The sequence below is a fragment of the Pelosinus baikalensis genome, from assembly GCF_020819555.1.
Lineage (GTDB): Bacteria > Bacillota > Negativicutes > DSM-13327 > DSM-13327 > Pelosinus > Pelosinus baikalensis.
In genome coordinates, this window is the sequence record NZ_JAJHJB010000028.1 from 37,758 (window position 1) to 59,031 (window position 21,274).

General features: G+C 41.6%; 19 protein-coding genes. 13 read left to right on the top strand and 6 right to left on the bottom strand.

What is annotated here, in order from left to right:
- Window positions 1-11: 11 nt before the first annotated feature.
- The 4 genes from lipB to lpdA (LMF89_RS17550) are packed head-to-tail and all read left to right on the top strand — an operon-like array spanning window position 12 to window position 3,319.
- Window positions 12-740 (top strand): lipoyl(octanoyl) transferase LipB, encoded by a 729-nt coding sequence (gene lipB, locus LMF89_RS17535; RefSeq protein ID WP_229536195.1) that lies wholly within the window; start codon window positions 12-14, stop codon window positions 738-740.
- A complete protein-coding gene (lipA, locus tag LMF89_RS17540; RefSeq protein ID WP_229536196.1) occupies window positions 694-1,551 on the top strand; it encodes a lipoyl synthase in 858 nt (285 codons plus the stop codon). Before lipB ends, lipA (LMF89_RS17540) begins: the two co-directional genes overlap by 47 nt.
- A 26-nt stretch (window positions 1,552-1,577) precedes the next feature.
- On the top strand, window positions 1,578-1,883 hold the full coding sequence (locus LMF89_RS17545) for a DUF6506 family protein (RefSeq protein WP_229536197.1): 306 nt from the start codon (window positions 1,578-1,580) through the stop codon (window positions 1,881-1,883).
- Between the two features lie 35 nt (window positions 1,884-1,918).
- Window positions 1,919-3,319 (top strand): dihydrolipoyl dehydrogenase, encoded by a 1,401-nt coding sequence (gene lpdA / locus LMF89_RS17550; RefSeq protein WP_229536198.1) that lies wholly within the window; start codon window positions 1,919-1,921, stop codon window positions 3,317-3,319.
- Between the two features lie 223 nt (window positions 3,320-3,542).
- Here lpdA (LMF89_RS17550) and LMF89_RS17555 read toward each other — a convergent pair whose 3' ends face one another.
- The 4 genes from LMF89_RS17555 to LMF89_RS17570 all read right to left on the bottom strand — a co-directional run bounded on the left by LMF89_RS17555 (window position 3,543) and on the right by LMF89_RS17570 (window position 6,875).
- Window positions 3,543-3,749, bottom strand: a complete 207-nt coding sequence (locus tag LMF89_RS17555; protein ID WP_229536199.1) for a hypothetical protein — start codon at window positions 3,747-3,749, stop codon at window positions 3,543-3,545.
- A 370-nt stretch (window positions 3,750-4,119) separates the two neighbouring features.
- On the bottom strand, window positions 4,120-4,554 hold the full coding sequence (locus LMF89_RS17560; protein WP_229536200.1) for a hypothetical protein: 435 nt from the start codon (window positions 4,552-4,554) through the stop codon (window positions 4,120-4,122).
- Window positions 4,555-4,683: 129 nt separating this feature from the next.
- Window positions 4,684-6,213: a sensor histidine kinase gene (locus tag LMF89_RS17565; protein ID WP_229536201.1), complete on the bottom strand. Its 1,530-nt coding sequence runs from the start codon at window positions 6,211-6,213 to the stop codon at window positions 4,684-4,686.
- Window positions 6,210-6,875, bottom strand: coding sequence for a response regulator transcription factor (locus tag LMF89_RS17570; protein WP_229536202.1), 666 nt, complete (start codon window positions 6,873-6,875; stop codon window positions 6,210-6,212). Before LMF89_RS17570 ends, LMF89_RS17565 begins: the two co-directional genes overlap by 4 nt.
- A 743-nt stretch (window positions 6,876-7,618) precedes the next feature.
- Between LMF89_RS17570 and LMF89_RS17575 the strand changes: the two genes are divergently transcribed.
- From LMF89_RS17575 to LMF89_RS17590, 4 genes are read left to right on the top strand one after another with little or no spacing between them, the layout of a single operon-like run.
- On the top strand, window positions 7,619-8,881 hold the full coding sequence (locus LMF89_RS17575; RefSeq protein WP_229536203.1) for a TolC family protein: 1,263 nt from the start codon (window positions 7,619-7,621) through the stop codon (window positions 8,879-8,881).
- A gap of 11 nt (window positions 8,882-8,892) precedes the next feature.
- Entirely contained in the window at window positions 8,893-10,035 is a 1,143-nt protein-coding gene (locus LMF89_RS17580; RefSeq protein ID WP_229536204.1) for an efflux RND transporter periplasmic adaptor subunit, read from the top strand.
- A gap of 22 nt (window positions 10,036-10,057) precedes the next feature.
- Window positions 10,058-10,750: an ABC transporter ATP-binding protein gene (locus LMF89_RS17585; RefSeq protein WP_007960852.1), complete on the top strand. Its 693-nt coding sequence runs from the start codon at window positions 10,058-10,060 to the stop codon at window positions 10,748-10,750.
- Window positions 10,743-11,957, top strand: a complete 1,215-nt coding sequence (locus tag LMF89_RS17590) for an ABC transporter permease (RefSeq protein WP_229536205.1) — start codon at window positions 10,743-10,745, stop codon at window positions 11,955-11,957. The genes LMF89_RS17585 and LMF89_RS17590 overlap by 8 nt, the downstream gene beginning before the upstream one ends.
- Window positions 11,958-12,249: 292 nt before the next feature.
- Here the strand turns inward: LMF89_RS17590 and LMF89_RS17595 are convergent, their stop codons facing one another.
- The gene (locus LMF89_RS17595) at window positions 12,250-12,696 is read right to left on the bottom strand and encodes a hypothetical protein (RefSeq protein ID WP_229536206.1); all 447 of its coding nucleotides are present in this window, start codon (window positions 12,694-12,696) and stop codon (window positions 12,250-12,252) included.
- Window positions 12,697-12,871: 175 nt separating this feature from the next.
- Window positions 12,872-13,819 carry a sugar-binding transcriptional regulator gene (locus tag LMF89_RS17600; protein ID WP_229536207.1) on the bottom strand — a complete coding sequence of 316 codons (948 nt, stop codon included), beginning with the start codon at window positions 13,817-13,819 and terminating at the stop codon, window positions 12,872-12,874.
- A gap of 504 nt (window positions 13,820-14,323) precedes the next feature.
- Here LMF89_RS17600 and LMF89_RS17605 point away from each other — a divergent pair.
- The 5 genes from LMF89_RS17605 to lipA (LMF89_RS26315) all read left to right on the top strand — a co-directional run bounded on the left by LMF89_RS17605 (window position 14,324) and on the right by lipA (LMF89_RS26315) (window position 20,891).
- A complete protein-coding gene (locus LMF89_RS17605) occupies window positions 14,324-15,283 on the top strand; it encodes a thiamine pyrophosphate-dependent dehydrogenase E1 component subunit alpha (RefSeq protein ID WP_229536208.1) in 960 nt (319 codons plus the stop codon).
- Window positions 15,284-15,302: 19 nt separating this feature from the next.
- Window positions 15,303-16,283, top strand: a complete 981-nt coding sequence (locus LMF89_RS17610) for an alpha-ketoacid dehydrogenase subunit beta (protein ID WP_304622614.1) — start codon at window positions 15,303-15,305, stop codon at window positions 16,281-16,283.
- A gap of 16 nt (window positions 16,284-16,299) precedes the next feature.
- The gene (locus LMF89_RS17615) at window positions 16,300-17,592 is read left to right on the top strand and encodes a dihydrolipoamide acetyltransferase family protein (protein ID WP_229536209.1); all 1,293 of its coding nucleotides are present in this window, start codon (window positions 16,300-16,302) and stop codon (window positions 17,590-17,592) included.
- A gap of 183 nt (window positions 17,593-17,775) precedes the next feature.
- Complete coding sequence (gene lpdA, locus LMF89_RS17620; protein ID WP_229536210.1) at window positions 17,776-19,158, top strand: dihydrolipoyl dehydrogenase; 1,383 nt, start codon at window positions 17,776-17,778, stop codon at window positions 19,156-19,158.
- Between the two features lie 203 nt (window positions 19,159-19,361).
- The gene (gene lipA, locus LMF89_RS26315; protein ID WP_229536211.1) at window positions 19,362-20,891 is read left to right on the top strand and encodes a lipoyl synthase; all 1,530 of its coding nucleotides are present in this window, start codon (window positions 19,362-19,364) and stop codon (window positions 20,889-20,891) included.
- Window positions 20,892-21,274 lie beyond the last annotated feature (383 nt).

The following is a 21,274-nucleotide window of genomic DNA, read 5'->3' on the forward strand; positions in this document are numbered from 1 at the left end:
GAGGATGCAGAATGGGACGCAAGGGATACTGTATAGAACTTGAAGCTTGCAGTTATGATGAAATTCTTCATTTACAGGAGACTCTAAATCGGGCCAGGCAGCTGGGTGCTATTCCGGATACGCTGATTCTTCTTGAGCATCAGCCTTGTTTTACCATAGGAAGAAAAAAAGGGAGCTCCAACCATCTGTTAGTCAATCAAAAGGTATTAGATGAACAGCATATCAAAGTGTTTGAGTCAAACCGGGGCGGGGATATTACCTATCATGGTCCGGGACAACTGATCTGTTATCCTATCATTGGTTTAACAGGAGTGCAGAAGGATGTTCATGCTTATGCCAACAAAATGGAAGAATTATTGATCAGAACACTGGCGTGTTTTGGGATTGCAGCGACGCGCAAAAAAGAATATCCGGGAGTATGGGTTGAGGATCAAAAAATTGGGGCAATTGGCATTGCGATTCGAAAATGGGTTACGATGCATGGCGTTTCTCTAAATGTTTGTCCCAATCTAACACATTTTTCCTTTATTGTGCCTTGCGGTATTACCTCTTTGGGAGTCACTTCTATGTCCCGGATATTGGAGACGGTAGATGCTAGAGCGGTGCGCAGTCAATTGCGAAAACAATTTGAAGAATTATTTGAAATACAAACAGAGCTAGTGAGTGTAGAGCGGATAAAGGAGATGGTCTACTATGCAGAGACCAGCATGGTTAGTTGTTCCGGCACCCAATCAGGATGATCTTGCCCAGATGCAGTCTATGCTGAATGCAGGCAATTTACATACGGTATGTGAAAGTGCAAATTGCCCCAACATCGGAGAATGTTTTTCACAGAAGACTTGTACATTTATGATTTTGGGAAATATATGCACTCGCAATTGCCGATTTTGTGCTGTAGAGCATGGGCAGTTACCTTTGCCTGTGGACAGGGAAGAACCTAAGGCGGTGGCCTTGTCAGCCAAGCAACTGAACCTTGCCTATGTAGTGGTAACTTCTGTCACTCGGGATGATTTGCCTGATGGTGGTGCAGGACATTTTGCTAAAACCATTCAGGAGATTCGTCAGGCATTGCCGACAGCGAAAGTCGAAGTGCTGATTCCTGATCTTTTGGGACAGTTTGCATCACTAAAGCAGATTATTGATACGGGACCGGAGGTGATTAGTCATAATATCGAAACCGTGCCACGCTTATATAAAGATGTGCGGCCTCAGGCGATTTATGAACGGTCTCTCCAATTACTCAAACGGGTTAGTAACAGTGGTAAAAATATTGCCAAAGCTGGTATTATGCTTGGGTTGGGAGAAGGGCATGACGAGGTGCTGCAAACCATGGTTGATATAAAAGCAGTGGGCTGCCAAATCCTGACCATTGGACAGTATCTCCGCCCGTCTGCCCAGCATCACCCTATCATGGAATATATCCATCCCACCGCTTTTAAAATGTGGGAAGAGAAGGCATATGAGATTGGCTTTAGCCAAGTTGTTTCCGGTCCAATGGTGCGGAGTTCCTATCATGCCGGACAATGTTATGCAAAAACCTTTCGTAGTTAATCAAAAAAGAGTAGGAGGTAGATAGTATGGCTCTTCAAGCTGCCTTTATATTTATAGCCCCAGAGGCTGATCCTATCCACCATCGATCGATTGTGAAAACACCCGAGGTTCACTTAACTGTAGTGGGAGTCAAAGACTATAAAGAAGCTGAAAAAGTTGCTAAAGAGCTAGTAGATCAGGGAATTACATCTCTTGAATTATGTGGCGGTTTTGGCAGTATTGGAACGGCTGCGGTCACCAAAGCTGTCCAGAACAAAGCAAATGTGGGCGCGGTTCGTTTTGATATCCATCCCGGTCTTGGCTTTAAAAGCGGTGATGATTTTTTCAGCTAATTCTAAGTAATAGAAAAAACAAATGGAGAGAAAACATGAAAAAAAAAGTAATTATTGTTGGAGGCGGTCCCGGGGGATATGTGGCAGCCATTCGCGCGGCACAACTGGGGGCTGAGGTTCATATTGTTGAAAAGGAAAAAATGGGTGGGACATGTTTAAATGTGGGCTGCATTCCCACCAAAGCCCTTCTCCATACTGCCAAGCTGTACCACACTGTGCAGGAAGAAATAAATAATGGACTGCGCGTCGAGGGGATATCCTTGGATTGGCCAGCCCTTATGGCTCGTAAGGATACGATTGTAAATCGCCTGGTTCAAGGAGTAAAGGGACTCTTAAAAGCCCATGGAGTGAAGACTCATAGTGGGCAGGCAGTATTGAAAGATGCCCACAAAGTTCAGGTGGTAGGGGAGAATACTGTAACTCTTGATGCAGATATTATTGTGCTGGCTTCCGGTTCTGTTCCCAGTAAAATCCCTGTACCAGGTGCAAATAGTGCTGGAGTCATTGACAGTACGGCAGCGCTGAGTTTACCTAAAGTGCCAAAGTCCTTGGTTATTATTGGCGGTGGCGTTATTGGTACAGAGTTTGCATCCTTATATAGCTCTTTTGGTACAAAGGTCACAATTGTCGAGATGCTGCCGGAAATATTACCGATGGTAGATCGCCAAATTGCCAAGAGAGTAAAGGAAAAGTTAACAGAGTGCAACATTGATTTTATGCTGGAAGCAGGATTAAAAGAAATACTGTCAACCTCTAACGGATTAAGTGCCGTAGTGCAAACTGCTGGCAAAAACCATGAAGTGGCAGGAGAATATATCTTGATGGCCACAGGGCGTAAGGCCAATATTCATAATATGGGGCTTGAAGAAGTGGGAATCCAGACGGAGCGGGGGAGAATTGTTGTAAATGAATATTTTGCAACGAATATACCTCATATTTATGCAATCGGCGACTGCAATGCGCAGATGATGCTGGCACATGCAGCATCTGCCCAAGGCGTTGCAGCCGTTGAATATGCGTTAGGTCATCGTCCTTTCTACAATCCTAAAGTCATCCCTTCTTGCATTTATACCATTCCAGAAGCTGCAGGTGTGGGACTTACGGAAGATGAAGCAGCGGCTCAGGGGATATCCTATAAAGTTGGTTTATTTCCTTTAATGGCAAATGGAAAGTCCCTCATTGAAGGATGTGAGTCTGGTCTGATTAAATTAATTGTCGCTGAAAAAAGCGGAGAAATTCTAGGCGGACATATTTTTGGACCAAGAGCTACTGATTTGATTGGAGAAATCGCTTTGGCAATGAATCTGGAAGCAACGGTGGATGAAGTCATTGCAACAATCCATGCCCATCCTACCATGAGTGAAGGAATCGCTGAAGCAGCGCTCAGCGTGAGCGGCAATGCAATCCATTGGCCCCCAGGAGCAAAGATACTATAATCAAAACACAAGTAAAAAACAATGAACCACAAAGGCGCAATGCCGCTGACGCGGCACGCAAAGGAGAGCACTAAGAATAATTAAAACAGAACTCTTTGTGTCCTTTGCGCCTTTGTGGTTCAATTTGTTCCTGTGTTTTGCAAGAATGACCAGCGCTTTTCTTATCATTCAAAAGGATGAGCCTAGAGTTTGAACGTAGCAATTGTTATTTGCAGTTCTTCAGCTAGATGGGCCAGTGCTTCGCTGGAGGAGGCGATCTCTTCCATGGAAGCCGATTAGCCGCGGAAACGGTTTGTGTTTGTCCGCTTGTTTCCTTGCCGATGGTTTCAATCTCACGGATTGAGACAACCATTTCTTCACTGCCTGCAGCTACGCGCTCAGGTATATTAATTAAAATTAGTTCAGGAAGAATACTGATTCCTAATCCCATTTGCACCTTGCAAAAATAGTACGTTCTTCCATTAGTTCATATTTGACTTGCAGTTTAACTTTGTTTTCTCAGCGGCTTTGGTCAGGCTGCCAAGTTCAACACAATTGTGTTGAAAATCTCATATTTTGAAATAGTCAATCGAACCACTTCCTATAATTAATCGATAAAGAATTGTACTTTAAGCGGGTGATGTCCACTTAAATATACTATAAGTGATACATATCTGCCAGAAAAAAATTATCCGTAGCCAATTTGGTTTAACGTTCTTATATTTTGCAGGTATGAGCTTAGAGTGAGGTAGTCATGAAAAATAGCCTGCACTCTTAGAAAATAAAAGCGCAGGCTATTTGAATATCTTTGATTGTACTGGTTAGGGAGTAGGCAGCTTAGGGCAGCATGGACCGCCTTCAGGACCTGGTCTATGAGGAGGACGCAGTGCATCGTCTACGGCTTTGGCTTGCTCATCAGATAAGCCTGCAGCGTCCTTTAATTCTTTGATCATGTCTGGACGTTGATTAAACTTTTCCTTGAAGAATTTATCTCTTTCCTCAGGAGTCATGGATCTCGTTTTATCCATTTCTGATTTGCGCTGAGCATCTTTTTCTTTAAAAAAGCTGATCAGCTTGGTGGCTTGCTTTTGGGTGATGGTGCCGTCATTTACCAATTTATCTATGGAATTTTTCATATGCTCTTCTCTATTTTCAGGATTAGGCATCTGGTGGTTCATACCAGGTCCAGGCATGAATTCTTGTTGTCCATCATGAGCAAAGGCGACTGCTCCAACTGATAATGCAAGGCATCCCAAAATCAGTCCGCTAACCATTTTTTTGTGAAATATTGCTTCATTTCAATCTCTCCTTTTATATAAGTGGCTTCCTTGAGATTAGTATGAAGGAAAATTGTTACAATTTAGTTACGGACTAGTAGAGATTTCCTATATTTTTGCTTTGGTAAGATCAAACCAAAATACAACACCATCTTCCACATTATTTACACCGTAATGATTGCCGTGTAATTCCTGGATTGCGCGGACAATGGATAGGCCTAGACCATAACCGCCGTACTCTCTGGTTCGAGCTTTGTCTACTTTATAAAAGCTCGTCCATATTTTTTCGAGGCTTTCTTCTGGAATGGGGCGTCCTGAATTATACATAAAAACTCTGATTTGATTGTCTGCTTCTTTTACCCAGATTTTAATGATCTTCTTAAATTCGGCATGGTCAATGGCGTTGGTAAAGAGGTTGAGCAATACTTGTTCAATGCGGAGTTCATCCCCGTATACTACATAGGGATCGATGTTGTTCATTTCCAAAAGAATTTTTCTTTCCGTCAAAATGGTAGAGTATTTGAGAAGAATATCATGCAGGAGTAGGGAAAGATCGAAAGTGTTTCTGCTTAATTGAAAGAACCCAGATTCAATTTGGGATAGATTTAGTAGATCTTTTACCAATTTATCCATTTTTTCTGCTTCATCAATGATGACAGAGCAATAATAGTTTTTACTGTCCTCATCCCGAGCCACGTTTTCTCTTAAACCTTCTGCATATCCTAAAATGAGGGAAAGGGGAGTTTTTAGTTCATGGGAGACACTGGATACAAAGTTCTTACGCATTGTATCCAGTTTTCTTTCCTTTTCTACATCTGCCATAAGTTGCTGGTTTTTTTTGTTAAGCTCTGAGATGGCTGTATCCAATTGATAAGATAAGTGGTTAATGCTATTACCTAGTTCGCCAATTTCATCGTTGCGGTTGATAATACATTTCTGAGAAAAATCAAGCTGTGACATACTTTGTGCAATGCGATTCAGTTCTATGATGGGTAGGGTAAAGCGTTTCGCAAAGAAAAAAGCCCAAATACAGCCTGCTGCAACAGCGAGTATGCCCGTAAAAATAATAAATTGGGCTGCAACACTCACACTTTCAGATATTAATGCCAGGGGCTGTTTTATAATCAAAATGTCATCGTTTGTCATTTTATGGCGAATCACCATAAAATCGATTCTTAAAGCTTGGTCATGTTCCATTTCCAAAATGGTACGGTTATCAATGATTTCTCTGCTTTTGATGATGGGTGGAGGACCTGGAGGAAAACGGGGAGGTGTGGTCCGAGAAAGGGCAGGATTATCAAGAGAATTGGTAATAAAGGGGGGAGGAGGGGACGAGCTAGACGGGTCTTCATCTACAAGGGAACCAAAAGAGCTGTATTTGATCTGTCCTTCTTTGGTGAAAATAATAACGGCTGCTCCTAATGTATTGGTAATTCGCTCTAGCTCCAGAGACATTTCCTTAGGATTGCCCTGATATAAAAGGTCAAAGTTGGTACTGTTAATAATAAGAGCTTCTTTTTTTTGTGAAATATAAAATTTTTCTAAGCCGACACGGGTGAGCCCTAAGAACATAAGTACAAAAAATAACACCAATCCGCTTAAGATAATAAAGAGTTTTGCACGCAGTGAAACAGTCATTTTTCGGCCTCGAATCGATAGCCATATCCTCTGATGGTTTGGACAAGTGCGCTTTTATCTCCTAGCTTGGTTCTCAGCCGATTGATATGAGTATCTACAGTTCGCAGATCACCAAAGTAATCATAACTCCACACTTGATTTAAGATTTGCTGGCGACTTAATGCCTTACCGCTATTCTCGGTCAAATAGGTAAGGAGTTCATATTCCTTAGGGCTTAAATCCAGAGAGTGATCATTTATAGATACTTGCCTTGCTGTTGTATTAATTTCCAAACCATCATATACGATGGCTTTTTCTCTTTCTATGCGGCGAAATAATGCGTTTACACGAGCTGTTAAAACTTTAGGACTAAAGGGCTTAGTGACGTATTCATCGGCACCAATTTCAAAAGCAAAAAGCTGGTCTACTTCTTCTCCTTTAGCTGTAAGCATAATGACAGGAATATTGCTTTTCTTTCTAAGCTCTCTGCATACGGTCCAGCCATCATGCTCTGGCATCATAACATCCAGAATGATCAGGTCCACCTGTTCTGCTGCCAGGAGCTCCAAGGCGACGCGTCCATTGTCAGCTTCTAGGGTGCTATAACCTTCCCGGACCAGAAAATCAGCAATCAGTTTCCTGATACGCAGTTCATCGTCAACAATTAAGATTGTTTTATTCATGAGTTTTACCTCCTTATGACTCGACGGCATTCGTAGTTCTATTTTTAGCATAAAGAGTATGACGGAAGATGTCAATGAATTGCTATATTTGTATAAATTTCTGTAACAAAACTGTAACAAAATTCCTTCATAATTAGAATAAAAGTATTTTATAGAAATAAAAACATTTTATCGTTATAGTAGGGACTAACTCATCTTTGGGATGCGTGAGTTTGGCAACGGGATTGAATATTGTGTTAACTAAGATTACCATAAAAATATTTAAAAAAATAAAACTATAAAGTGAGGAGAATGTTGTTATGTATATTTCGACAGGAAATCTGTGGTTTTATTCTTGGAAAAATATCGTAATTATATTGATGACTCTCGTATCCTTGCTAGGGTACTATGTTTTTTACATTTCTCGATATATTGTACAAATTCTACTTTAAAATTAGTGAAATGTATTCCAAAGAAGTAAAATACTCATGCGGCTTGACAACTGCATGAGTATTTTACTTTGATTATCACGTGTGTTGATTATTACTGTAACAATTAAGTAACATTTATATGTTACTATTACAAAAAAACAAGGCTCAACACAGAAAAACGATACTTGACCTATAAAATTTTCCGAAACATTGAAGTTATTTTACTAGAAACCGACACTACTATCTGTTACGCATAAAAGCCGAATGCAACATTTTAGTGTTGAGCCAAAAAACAATAAAACAATAGAGGGCGCATGATAAGGAGGATTTAAATTGAGTTTATTAAGACAATATGTAAAGCCGGGAAGTGCCGGTATTTTGGGATTATATTTATTGGTCAGGACCACGATGGGGTTTGCCGCACCCCTCACAGTAGAACAAGCAGTAAATATGGCACTGGAAAATCACCTGGATATTAAGATCGCCATTAATAGTGAAAAACAAGCTGAATATACGTTACAGAGCACAAAAGGCAGCCGTGGGATATCGATTGATACTTCTAATACTTTTTATCTGAAGCAGATTCACCATTCGGCAGCTACTAGCTCGAGCGATATTACGCTTTCTTTACCCCTATACAGTGGTGGAGAAAATGAAGGAAATATAGAGATTGCCAAAACAGATGTGACGATAGCTGGTCTAAGTCTGCTGAAAACTAGGCAGGATGTGAAATTTAAAACCATTTCCGCCTATTATGATGTAGTAGAAGCTGGCAAAACTCAGGCTGTCGATCAGGAAACAGTAGATAATTATTTGCTGCATCTCGATGACGTTAAAGCGCAGTATAGCGCTGGCAATGTTGCAAAATCAGATGTATTGCGGTCAGAAGTAGAACTGACAGACGCCCAGCAGACTTTAATAAAGGCTAAAAATTCCTATGAAGTAGCAGTTAATACTTTCAAAAATCTGATTCGCTGGAAAAGCTCTGAACCCATTGAATTTGTTGAGGATTTTCAATTTACCCCCGTTAATAAGACGATGGATGAGTGTGTAGCTTTTGCTGTGGAGCATCGTCCAGATGTGAAAAAGTACCGCCTTGCTATTGATGAGGCGGAGCAAAATATCAATGTTGCTAAAGCTGGCAAGAAGCCATCGGTTTCGCTTACTGCGGCAACCGGGTGGGGAAGTAGTATTTTGCCTAAGGATGACAATGAGGTTTATGTTGGGGTAACAAGCAGTTGGAATGTATTTGATAGTCAAGTTACCAATAACAAAGTCAAAAAAGCGCGAAGTACTGCAGATACAGCTCGTTTGGAGTTGACAGCACAGGAAGAATCGGTAGAACTTGCTGTAAAAGAATACTATCTGGGAGTAAGGGAAGCTGAAAAGCGGATTGAGACAACACAGTTTGCTGTGCATAAGGCAGAAGAAGATTATTTCATTGCTGAGGCTAAATATCGAGTAGGAGAAGGAGTCATTCTTGATGTTATTGATGCACAATTAGCATTAACGACAGCAAAGAATAACTATATTGCAGCGCAATATGATTATGTTACATACAAGGCAAAATTAGAAAATGCCATGGGAATGGACTAGGAGGCAATGACATGTGGGAAAAAATAAATAAGAAAATAGTAGCAGTAGGTATTGTTGTTTTGCTAGGGATTATCAGTGGAGTCTGGTACTACAATTATGCACAACAAGCTAAAGCGTCTGTTAATCAGGAAACGGTGACGGCAACCAGAGGGAAAATTACCTCCAGTGTATCTGCGACTGGAACAGTAAAGCCCGTCGATGCGGTAGATATTTCGTCGCAGGTTACGGCATTGATTAAGGAAATTAAAGTCAAAGAAAATGATTATGTAAAAGTCGGCCAGATTCTGGCAATCTTAGATGATAAGGCCCTTGAGATCACAATGGATAAGGCCCAATATTCAATGAATAATACGGGGGCAATATATAAGCGGATGCAGTATTTACATTCTATTGGTGCTAAATCGGACGCTGATCTTGAAGAGGCACAGTTAAACTATCAGACTGCTGTAGCTAACTATAATGAGGCTAAGTCAAATGTAGAAAAAACAGTATTGGTATCTCCTATGGAGGGTGTTGTTTTGGGAGAACCAATATCGGTAGGCACTTTGGTAACGGCAGGTGTGAGTGACCAGACGGTTATTATGATGATTGGAGACGTTTCACGAAAGAAGGTAAAGGTAAAGGTAGATGAGACCGATATTGGTAAGATAAAAGTTGGTCAATCAGCGACATTTACCGTAGATGCTTATCAGAATCATACTTTTACAGGCAGCGTTAGTAAAATTGGACAGATCTCAACAAGTACTACGAGTACGTCCTCATCCTCCTCCTCTTCGTCCTCATCGTCATCGTCGTCCTCTTCTACTACTAGTAGTGTTATATATTACTATGTAACATTACTAGTAGAAGATCCAGAGAATTTGTTGAAAACAGAAATGACGGCACGAGTCAATATCAAGGTTGATGAGAAGGATAATGCATTGTTAATTCCGTTGTCCGCTTTAAAAACAAGTACCAGTGGTCAATATGTAATGGTATTGCGCAATAATGGAACGAGCGAGAATGTTCCAGTTACGGTTGGTCTGACAAGTAACGATAAAATTGAAATTATCAGTGGTTTACAAGATAATGATAAATTAATCATTTCTTATACTAAATCGCAAAGCCAAAGTTCTTCTAAGCAAAAAGATAGTGGCCCACCACCGCCCATGTAGGGGGAGAAGGAGTTGAACGATCATGGGGATTACACTGAAGGAAATTACAAAATGCTATAAAATTGGTGAAGAAACAGTGGCTGCACTTGCTGGGGTTTCACTAGAAATAGAAAATGGAGAGTTTGTTGCCATTATGGGACCATCAGGTTCAGGTAAGTCGACAATGATGAATATCCTTGGCTGCCTTGATCGTCCCACCAGTGGATCTTATTTGTTAGAGGAGCAGGAAGTTGCTACTTTGACTGATGATGAGCTAGCGAAAACCAGAAATAAACGCATTGGCTTCGTGTTTCAAAATTTTAATTTGTTATCACGAGTGTCGGCATGGGAAAATGTGGCATTGCCTTTAGTTTATGCTGGAATAGCAGAAAAGGAACGATTGAATCGAGCGGCTGCGATTCTGGAATCTGTTGGACTAGCTTCTCGTAAACAGCATATGCCCAATGAACTGTCAGGTGGTCAGCGGCAGCGAGTAGCGATTGCCAGAGCACTGATCAATGAACCGAGCATTATTATGGCTGATGAACCGACGGGAAATCTTGACAGTCGCTCCAGTGTTGACATCATGCGGATATTTGGCGATTTAAATGAACAAGGAAAAACCATTATTTTGGTTACTCACGAACCAGACATTGCCCAATCTGCGAAACGCGTCATCACGGTACGTGACGGATTAATCATAAGTGATGAGGTAAAGGAGCAGTATCATGTTTAAAGAAAGCATTGCGATCGCATTGCGGGCTTTAGTGGCAAATAAGCTTCGCTCTATTTTGACTATGCTGGGTATTATTATCGGGGTAGGAGCGGTTATTTCCATGGTATCTATTGGAATGGGCGTTAAGGAAAAGGTGCAGAATTCAATTGCTAGTTTAGGCAGCAATATGCTGATTGTGACTCCAGGAGCAGCCTCTTCCCAGGGGGTGCGCTCCGCTTCTGGCAGCAGCACAACCTTAACATTGGAAGATGCTGAGTATATAAAGAAAACGATACAAGGCATTGATTATGTATCACCTTCTGTTAGTAAGTCATACCAGATTATTGCCGGAAATCAGAACTGGACAACAACTGTATACGGTGTTACGCCCGAATATATGGCCATTAAAAGTTTGACGGTGGGCAGCGGTAGTTTCGTTTCTCAGCCGGACATAAATTCCCGTAATCGGGTGGCGGTTCTTGGGGCCACTGTTGCAGAAAACTTGTTTGGTGAGATGAATCCGACTGGACAAAATGTACGCATTAATAATGCTCCTTATCTGGTTGTCGGTGTTTTGGATAGTAAAGGTCAATCAAGCATGGGGCAAGATCAGGATGACATTGTTCTAGTGCCACTAACAACGGCGCAAGAACGATTAGTGGGTATCACCTACCTCAATTCGATTAGTATCCAAGTTACGAAAATGGAAGGAATGGATCAGGCGCAGGAACAAATCACCAGTTTGCTACGACAACGGCATAAAATCAGTGGAACTAAAGAAGATGATTTTACAGTACGCAATTTAACCAGTATCATGGCGATGATGGCAGAAACGACAGGAACTATTACGCTGCTTTTAGGTAGTATTGGGGCCATATCACTATTGGTTGGCGGTATTGGTATCATGAATATCATGATGGTGTCGGTGACGGAGCGAACTAGAGAAATCGGTATTAGAAAGGCATTAGGTGCGACATATCGTGATATCATGTTGCAGTTTTTGATTGAATCGGTGGTCATTGGTGTATTAGGCGGTATTTTTGGGATTTTTCTGGGAATTTTGGCCGCATTTGCCATTTCAACTTTTGGAGGTTTGAATACTGTAATATCGGCTGTATCGATTCTGGTTCCTTTTGGATTCTCTATTGCGGTCGGCTTGTTTTTTGGCATTTATCCAGCCAGAAAAGCAGCATTGCTAGATCCTATCGAAGCATTACGTTATGAATAAGCTATAAATGAACATTTTTACCAAATAATTCCAATGACAAGAAAATAGAGATATCTGTTCCTTTCTGTGGTGTGAATAAGTTCTCATATCATTCAACCAAGAAAGTAGCAGATGTCTCTATTTCAGTGCGCCCGACATGGGCCAAATCTAATGGCAATGCTGTGAATCAATTCTGAAGAGCTAGGTGCGGAAAATCTGCACGCCTAGTTCTGTGGGGGGCTGGGCTACGAATTGCGTAGCCCTTCTATCCGGAGTCGCTGGATAAAATAATTATTCAGCGGCTACTCGATTATTATCTATGCAAAGTATCCTTCAGTGTGCGGTATTCTTTAGCGATACGCACAGGTTTCGTCATAAAGCGAACAGGAATAGAATAAAGGAATGTTGTCAAGTCTTTATGGATTTCTTGATTTAAACGGGAGGGCTTTGTTATAATACGCGATAATAGCAACTCACCATAGCTCTGGTAAGACGAACTTTTGGATGATTTCTCAAACCTGGTATTTTCATTTGCTAAGGCTGTATTACCGATTGGAGTGGGAGAAGAGGTGATAGTGGTTTTATGGGTCAGGTTGCTTGGCAGAGGAGTTGCGGTAATCTGCTTATAAGGACCGATGGTTTTTCCGCACTCTTCACAAGAAATTTGTACAATTAGTTTGTTATTGTATTCAATATCATGAACAGTCTCTTGATTACAGCGCATGCAGACTAAAACCGCTTTAAAAGACTCTTTGCACATAGTGGACCCTCCTTATTTTCTGGGGAATTTTAGTATAGAATATGTAACGAAAGATCTTTATATAAAATATGGTTTCTAAGGTAGCAAGCATATAGATCTATAAACAATGGTTCGATATCGTAAACAATTGTTTACGACTGAGTAATAAAAAAGAAATACCTAATACAAAGATATTCTACGTTCTTTTTAGTATTTCCTGTGCAGTTTCTTCATCCGTGATCAGAACATTGATAAAACGACCGTGGAGAGCTCCTAAAATGGCCTTCACTTTATAGTGCCCGCCACTGCCTACGCCAATGCGAAGCGGAATGGACTGCAGCGTATCCAAAGGTGCAGCAATGAGGCGATCTTCCAAGAAAGAATGAATAAGTTTACCATTGATATCAAAAAACTGACCTAAGATGTTGCCTACGGCGCCCAATTCATGGAGTTGTTCCATCTCTGCATTGGTAATGCCATTGCTAACGATTAAAGAGGAATCAAGGCTGACTTCTCCTAAGCCAAAGAGGCTTTTGGTACAACTTTGGGCTTTCGCCAAAACACTGCTGACACCTGGGTCGCTGAGCAGCGCTTTCTTGATTTTAGCAGAGCTGACAATCGCTGGTGTATTAAGCCATATCCCTGAAGCGCGCAGCTGCGTTGCAATCAGTTTGACAATTTCTTCTGGGTTTATTTTTTCACTGCTGTTTAGTCCACCCATTAGTTGAATCACTGTTAGGTCTAAGTCTTTTTTCAGTTGTAGAGCCTTACCTACTTCATAAATCGAAGAGCCCCAGGCTATGCCTAAAATATCCTGATCCTGCAGTGTTCGTTGCAGGTAATCAGCGCAAGCTTTTCCAACACCTTTTAGATTTTCACTTAATGTGTCGCCAGATGGAATCACAATGACCTCTTCTAGCCCAAAACGAGCTTTTAAAGCATATTCCGTATCAAAGCAGGTACGAAAATGGTCTGCTATTTTTATTTCTACAATTCCAAGTTCTTTGGCTTTTGCTAAATGACGTGTGATGGTAGGTCGTGAGCAACCTAATTTACTGGCAATATTGTCTTGGGTTAGGCCTTGGACATAGTATAGCCATGCAATTTTGGCTATAAATGTGGCTTCGTTATCGTAAATAGACATTATTCACCTCAAAAAAATTGACAAAAAGTGAAATCACTTTTTTCATATAGATGGTACAAGGAAATCGTTACGTTAAGACTATTCGAATAACCAACCGCCTTATAGTGACTAAATTATACTATGTTCCATTTCTACTGTAAAGTAGCTGGAAACGATTATAGATGCAGTAAAGAAGTAAGGCAGATGGATGTAAATAAAGCTATTTTTATTATTGACAGAATGAAAAAATTGAATTACTATAAAATTAAGAAAAATTACAAAAGTTAAAACACTGAACAGATGTTGGAAGATTTTCATTGCTGCAATTTTTAGGTCAGCAACCCTGGTGAATAATTCTTTATAAGTTATATTCATCTATTTTTTTAGTCATTCGTGAACATTCGTTCGTTATCATGAACCGATGTTCACAAAACATAACAATTTAGAATAGTATTAAAGGAGTGATTATTATAGAAGGATTCTTTCAATCTATCGTAATGACTAAGTATATAGGAGGAATTGACAATGACATTAAGTAACGAAACGTTAATAAGCTGGTATAAGAAAATGTTGCATACTCGGTTTTTTGAATCCCAGGTTGATGCATTTTTTGCAAAAGGTATGATTCATGGTACGACTCACCTGTCAATTGGTCAAGAAGCATTTGCTATTGGTTCTACTGCTGCGCTGCATGCAGATGATTTAATTACCAGTACCCATCGGGGACATGGGGAATGCATCGGTAAAGATGCAGACTTAAATCGTATGATGGCTGAATTGATGGGAAAATCCAACGGTTATTGCAAAGGGAAGGGCGGTTCTATGCATATTGCCGATTTAGAAAAAGGTAATTTAGGAGCCAATGGCGTAGTTGGCGGTGGCTTTGCCATTGCAGTAGGCGCTGCTCTTACACAGCAGATGAAGAAAACTGGAAAAGTAGTTTTATGCTTCTTTGGTGATGGGGCCAGCAATGAAGGCTCTTTCCATGAAGCCTTGAATTTAGCGGCTATTTGGAAGCTGCCTGTGGTATTTATGTGCACCAACAATCATTATGGTATGTCAATGTCGGTTGCAAGAAGTACCGCGGTTGCCAATATAGCGGATCGTGCTGCTTCTTATGAAATGCCGGGTATTACTGTGGACGGCAATGATCCTATAAAAGTATATGAAGCAACCTTAGCAGCAGTAGAACGTGCCAGAAGTGGTGAAGGTCCCTCTATTGTGGAAGGAATCACGTATCGATGGCTGGGACACTCCAAGAGTGATGCCAATCGGTATCGGACAAAAGAAGAAATTGAAGCCTGGAAGGATCGATGTCCCATTAAAGCCTTTGAAAAATATCTGATTAAAAGCAATGTAATCTCGCAGCAAGAGTCAGAGGAAATTACGGCTGGTGCGAAAGACGATATAGCTCGTGCTGTAGAATTTGCCCAACAGGGCTCTTACCCTGGTATTGAAACTTTAGAGGAAGATGTATACGCATAATGTTGTAAAGGAGTAGTGAATGACTATGGCACTGATAACCTATAAAGAGGCTGTAAGACAAGCCATGCAAGAAGAAATGCGCCGGGATGAAAATGTATTTTTACTAGGTGAAGATGTAGGGGTATATGGTGGCGCTTTTGGCGTATCCTTGGGCATGCTTGAGGAATTTGGCGAAGAACGAGTACGGGACACTCCCATTTCTGAAGGCGTTATTGCAGGTGCTGCGGCAGGTGCTGCTGTGACAGGTCTGCGTCCCATCGCGGAAATTATGTTTAGTGACTTTATTACAATTGCTATGGATTCCTTGGTCAATCAGGCAGCTAAAATGCGCTATATGTTTGGCGGTAAAGCAAAGGTTCCTATGGTGCTAAGAATGCCGGGAGGTTCCGGAACAGGTGCGGCAGCTCAGCATTCTCAGAGTTTAGAGGCTTGGCTTGTTCATGTACCTGGTTTAAAGGTAGTTATGCCTTCCACTCCTTATGATGTGAAAGGTTTATTAAAAACAGCGATTCGTGATGACAATCCTGTTGTATTCATTGAGACAAAAACGGTATATAACAAAAAAGGAGAAGTACCGGAAGAGGATTATGTCATTCCCTTTGGAGTAGCAGATGTAAAGCGAGTTGGCAGAGATGTCACTGTATTTGCTACAGGAGTAATGGTTCACCGATCGTTAGAAGCTGCAGAAATTTTAGCGAAAGAGGGCATCGATGTTGAAGTAATTGATCCTCGTACCTTGGTGCCTTTTGACAAAGAAACACTGGTGAAATCCGTAATTAAGACCGGTAAGCTGATCATTGTGCATGAAGCTTGCAAACGAGGCGGTTTCGGCGGTGAAGTGGCAGCTGAAGTGATGGAAAGTGAAGCCTTTGACTATTTGGATGCACCGATAAAACGCGTTGCAGGAAAAAACATTCCGATCCCTTATTGTATGGAACTGGAGAAGAGTGCTGTGCCTCAGGTAGATGACATCGTGAACGCAGTTAGGGAAATTGTATAAGTAGGAGGAATATAGGATGGCAACAGAACTGTTAATGCCGAAGCTCGGGATGACCATGGAAGAAGGTACCATTGTTACTTGGTTTAAAAAGGTCGGAGATCAGGTTGCGGAAGGCGAAATATTGCTGGAGATATTGACTGATAAAGTAAATATGGAAGTCGAGGCTCCTGCTGCGGGGCAAGTACTAGCCATAATTGCAGCTGAGGGTGATATTGTTGAGGTTAACAAACCTATTGCTTATATTGGTCAGCCGGGAGAGAAGGTAAAGAGCCATGCTGCTGCTGCAGCTCTAAAGACCGAAGAACAGCATACAGCGCAAGTGGCAGCAACAACTGCTGCTCCTGTGCAAAGCGCAGAAGGAATTGGCGGTAAAGTGAAAGCCAGTCCGGCAGCAAAACGCGCAGCCCGTGAGGACGGAATTGATTTACGTGCCGTTCCTCCAAGCGGCCCTGGCGGAAGAATTATTGCAATAGACGTTGCGAATTATAAAGCCAGTCCGCTGGCGCAAAAAATTGCCCAGGATAAAGGTGTGGAACTAGCGGAAGTTGCAGGTACTGGTATTGGCGGCAAAATCATGAAAAACGATGTTGAGAATGTGTTGGTAAAAGCAGGACCTAAAGCCAAAGGAGTTCGTAAACCGTTAGCAGGAATGCGTAAAGTCATCGCCGATCATATGGCAGATGCATGGGCAGCGCCTCACGTTACTCATAACATGGAAGTAGATATGTCAGGTATGGTAGAACTGCGTAAAAAGCTTATACCTGGTATTGAAAAACGCATCGGTGTAAAGCCTTCTTATAATGACCTTATTATTAAAGTAGTCGCCAAAGCATTACGGGAATACCAGCAAGTGATTAATGCCAGGCTGCATTCGGATGGTTTGGAAATTTGTGATGAAGTGAATGTAGGTATGGCAGTAGCCTTGCCAAATGGTTTAGTGGTGCCAGTCATTAAAAATGCAGACACTCTCAGTATCGAGCAAATTACAAAGCGGGCAAAAGAATTGGCGGTGCAGGCAAAAGAGGGGAAATTGCTGCCGGACGAAATGTCAGGGGGGACTTTTACCGTAACCAACCTAGGCATGTATGGCATCGATACATTCTCGCCCATTGTAAATGCTCCAGAGGTTTGTATTCTTGGGGTTGGACAATTGCAGGAGAAAGTAGTTGTCAAGGATGGAGAAATGATAATTCAGCCGCGAATGTCCCTATCTCTTTCCTTTGATCATCGGGCAGTAGATGGAGCGCAAGCGGCAGAATTTTTAAGAAGAATAAAAGAACTGTTAGAAGATTACTTACAGCTTATCTAAAATAGGTAAGAGTCCTGTAGCTTCTCGGAACGTCTTATTTAGGACGGCAAAGGATGAGCATAACTAGCGCTTCAACCTGTTACTTAACCTACGCTTATAGTTAGGCTCATCTTTTGCCTGGTTACAGCTAATATGTGGCTATTTTCCGAGAGTACACAAGGTCTCTTTTAAGGAGGAAAACCGATGAACTATCAGGTTGTAGTACTAGGGGGAGGTCCAGGCGGTTATGTAGCTGCCATTAAAGCTGCTCAATGCGGACTAAAAGTGGCATTGGTGGAAAAAGATTCTCTAGGGGGAACATGCCTGAATCGGGGATGTATTCCTACCAAGGCTTTGCTTAGAAGTGCAGAAGTCTATGAAACGATCAATAAGGCAAAAGAATTTGGTATTGAAGCTTCCCCTGTCAGCGTGGATGCAAAGAGAATTTTTGCTCGCAAGGATGGTATTGTAAAACAGCTGGTTAATGGCGTAAAAGGTTTAATTCAGGCGAATAAAATCGATTTATATATAGGAAGCGGTAAGGTGATTACCCCTCACGAAGTGGAAATTAATGAAAAATCAGGAATTACAACGATTACAACCGAAAAACTAATCTTGGCTACGGGCTCAAAGCCTTTTGTTCCAGCGATTGCCGGATTTGATCTTCCGGGGGTCATAACCAGTGATGAAGCCTTAGATTTAGGAGCCATTCCAAAATCCATGGTGATTATTGGCGGCGGCGTTATCGGCTTGGAATTTGCTTATTTAATGCAGACCTTTGGCTGCAAGGTAACCATCATTGAGATGATGCCTGTTCTTTTACCTATGGCAGACAAAGAAGCAGTAGAAGTGCTGGTAAGATCTTTGGAAAAATTGGGAGTGACCTTCTTTACCAATGCCAAAGTGAGCAAGATAGCAAAGGCAGAAGCTAATTTAGTCGTTGAGTATCAGATTGATAATATAGCTTATAGGGTAGAAGGGGAAAAAGTACTGGTTTCAACTGGGCGGGCAATAAGCATTGCAGGAATTGAAACCCTACATTTACATGGGAAAAAGGGTATCCCGGTGAATGCACAAATGGAAACCAGTATTTCCGGAGTTTACGCGATTGGAGATGTAGTAGGCGGTATTCAACTGGCACATGTGGCTTCCGCTCAAGGGATTGTTGCAGCGCAAAACGCAGCGGGAATGAATTCTTCCTATCATGGTGATGCCATTCCTTCTTGCATTTATACTAATCCGGAAGTTGCTTGGGTTGGTATGAATGAACAAGCAGCCAAAGAGAAATATGGCAATATAAAAGTGGGGAAATTTCCATTTCAAGCGAGTGGCAAGGCCATGGCTTACGGAGAAACAAATGGCTTTGTAAAAATAATTTGTGAGGAACAATATGGTGAAATCGTGGGAGTGCATATTGTTGGACCTCATGCAACCGATCTGATTTCGGAAGGCGTATTGGCAAAATCCATGGAAGCTACCCTGGAAGAACTGGCCCATGTGATTCATCCTCACCCTACCTTGTCAGAAGCCATTATGGAGGCCGCTCACGTGACAATGGGCCAAGGCATACACTTTATAGCAAAGTAGCTGTAATCTAATGAACTCAAGAAAATATTTGTAAGAGAGGCTCAGCCTATGTGGTGTTAACAATAAAATTCTACGAACCACAAAGAATAACTAAACCCTTTGTGTACTTTGCGTCTTTGTGGTTCGATTCGTTTTATATGTTTTAAAGGATACATCAATTTCTCTTAAATGCTAGAATTTGATGTGGTCTAGGAGGTGGAGTTGTGATTGTATTAAATTGGGGACTTACTCCCTATCAGCATGGCTGGGAATTTCAGAAATCCTTTGTCAAAGGGCGGCGCCTGGGATATATTAACGAAGATGCATTGGTATTGCTGGAGCATCCCCCCGTAATCACTCTAGGACGCAAAGGAGAAAGGGCCAATATTCTTGCAGATGATGCTGTGCTTACAGCCAAGGACTGCGAAGTTTGCCAGGTGGATCGGGGCGGGGATGTTACTTTCCATGGTCCGGGTCAGTTGGTTGGCTATCCCCTGCTGGATCTGCGTCATTATGGTCAGGATGTTCATGCTTATGTGGAAAAACTGGAAGAAGTCGTAATTCGCACCTTGAGAGATTATGGAATTGAAGCGGTTAGAGATGAGGAATACACAGGTTTATGGGTAGGAAAGGAAAAGATCTGCGCCATTGGTATTGGTATGAAAAGCTGGCTGAGCTATCATGGTTTTGCTCTAAATATTGACGCGGACTTATCCTATTTCCAATTGATTACACCTTGCGGGATTACAGGGCGAGGTGTAACCAGCATGGCGAAGATATTGGGGAAAGCACCCCAAATGCAGACGGTACGAGAAACAGTAACCACCCATTTTATGGCTGTATTTGGCATTGAACATTGGGAGATGGCAGAAGGACGCTGGTTAGGAGAAACAGTAAAACCATCTTGGCTGAAGGGGCATGTGTCAGGAAATAGCAGTGTCAAAGAGATGTATGGGATGTTGGATGAATTCTCTTTGACCACGGTTTGTTCTGGGGCTCATTGCCCTAATATTGGTGAGTGTTATGCGTCGAGGACAGCTACATTTATGATATTAGGTAGTCAATGTACAAGGCGCTGCCGATTTTGTGCTGTTCCTAAAGGTGTTGTTCAACCTGTAGATCAAGATGAACCGCAGCGTGTCGCTCAAATGGTGAAGAAGTTAGGGCTTAACTATGTAGTTATTACCTCCGTTACACGTGATGATCTTGCCGATGGGGGGGCTGCGCATTTCTCACAAACCATAAAAAGAATCCGTGAGCTTTCTCCAGAACTCGTAATTGAAGTTTTAATTCCGGATTTCCAAGGTGAAGAAAGTGCCTTAGACATCATTATTGCTGCTCAACCGGAAGTAATCAATCACAATGTGGAGACCATCCCCGCCTTATACTCGCGTGTGCGTCCTCAAGCCGATTATCAGCGGTCTTTAGGTGTGCTGCAATACGTGAAGAAAAATGCTCCTCAGATCGTAACCAAGTCAGGAATTATGGTTGGTCTGGGAGAATCACCAGCTCAGGTTGCAGCTACGCTAGCTGATTTGCGCAGTGTAGGATGTGATAGCTTGACAGTAGGACAATATCTGGCTCCTTCCTCAGAGCATATTCCAGTTGCAGAATATATAGTGCCGGAACAGTTTCAATCTTACCAGAAATTAGCAAAACAGCTTGGCTTTTCTCATGCTGCCTGTGGCCCGTTGGTACGTTCTTCCTACCATGCCGCAGAAGGATTTTCCTCGAAAATATGTCTTTCCTCTTAGTACGATTGGGAGGATCATTTACTAGAAAATTTTCAAAATTCATATTGTAATGTTGCTATCAAATCCTATTGCCGGAAAAACACTGTGAAGTTGTTAATCCGGCATTTTTGTATATCACACAATAGAAGTTATAAGTTTTTAAAAGATTATGCTTGCTTGCATTTTCGAGTGTAACTGAAAATGCCAATTAGCGAGAATGTTGGCAGATAATGTTATTTAACATGATCTATCGGTATAAATTGTAAAGAATAATCTGAAAATGTAAGCATACGAGGCCGCACAATAGAAAAAATCAGACTATTCATAGCGTGTATATATGATTTCAATGGTATATTTTGTTTGGCACGTTATTTGCAGTATATAGTATCAGAATCGCTTACGGG